The sequence below is a fragment of the Fulvivirga aurantia genome, from assembly GCF_009711475.1.
Taxonomy (GTDB): Bacteria; Bacteroidota; Bacteroidia; order Cytophagales; family Cyclobacteriaceae; genus Fulvivirga; species Fulvivirga aurantia.
The window spans coordinates 1-1372 of sequence record NZ_SMMD01000259.1 but is presented as its reverse complement, the minus strand read 5'-3'; the positions used below and the strand labels follow the sequence as shown (position 1 = coordinate 1372).

Annotated in this window: 1 protein-coding gene; it reads right to left on the bottom strand. The window is 36.8% G+C overall.

Annotated elements, in window-relative coordinates:
* Window positions 1-1372: hypothetical protein (locus E1176_RS20280; protein WP_185152520.1), on the bottom strand; the 1372-nt coding region annotated here is incomplete at both ends.

The window sequence follows — 1372 nt, the reverse complement described above, 5'->3', positions numbered from 1 at the left end:
ATTAGGGTAAGTATTAAAATCTGCAAGCTGACCATAGCGTACAGCTATGTTGGAGGCTAAATAAGATTCTTCACCTTCTAAAGTTTCAGATTGGCCTGACAGTCTTCCATTAGCCAATTTTGAGGCCTCATCGATACCGCTGCATTTAAATGGCAATCTCAACTGATAATATAAGGTAGCTTCCGTAGCCTCAGTGTCGGTATACGAGGTAACATAGTCTGGCAAAACTGCTAATTCTTCCATATTATCAGGGCTAGTACCTCTATACAACGTTAGGTTGTTATAGTCAATACCTTCGTACTGCTGCCAAATGAGATTAATATTATTATCCAAACCTTGGTTTACTGTCAGATGAATCGGGCTATGAAAGTCGCTTAATTCAGATTCGACACCACAGCTTACACTTGTTATTTTGTATCTATATGTCCTTTTATCATTTTCGGCATCACTATGTACAAAATAATTATCAGTGTTTGACCCAAGTCTGATATAATCCTGATTAGAAATTTGAGCATAAACATAATAGGCTTCTGCATCCTCGGCCAACTGCCAGGTGATATAATTTCCTGCACCACTTGGATTATTGGTAATAGCACAGATCGTTGGTGTCTGTGGAACTTCTCTCATCACATCAAAGTTTGTCTGCTCCAACCTACATCCCATTTCATCATATATTTTTATATTACTTTTTACATCTTTTTGATCAAAAGTAAACTTACCTCTCTTCCCAATTCTCAATAAATCCATTTGATCGTTTCCATATTCTGGAAAGATAAAATCATCATTGTTGAACCAAAGTATTGGCATACCTGGCACAAATCCAAGCTCATAACCTTTAGCTAAAGCAAAATCCAATGTTAGATTTTCATTATAAACCAATGCAGCTGTATTGTAGTTTACTTGTGATTCAACCACCTCCCCTGGTTCTAGATATAGATTATTTAAATCTGCTGTAATATATATTTTACCATTATCTCCAGTGCGCAAATCATGCATTTCTTCAAAGGAAGGAAACAAAGCATTTGTTATTAAACGATAAGCTATTAAACTGCCATCGTTATCATTGTATTTGCCTAAAAAGAATACCGGATTTTCTTGTTGTTCACCTTCAATATATACTTCAGCACCCATGAGATGGGTGACAGCATAGACGTGACCTTTTTCGTCATATGTTAATTGTGGCACTGCATCTGGCCCATGACCTCGACCAGGCATTTTAGCCCAAATTACCTTACCATCAGTATCAAGCTTTGCTATAAAGGGGTCGCTTGTAGTTAGCGGAAGGGTACTTAAAGTGATACCATCAAAATAAATTCTGCTGGTAAAGGAACCTGATAGATAAATATTCCCGGAATTACTTATGTGTAAATCA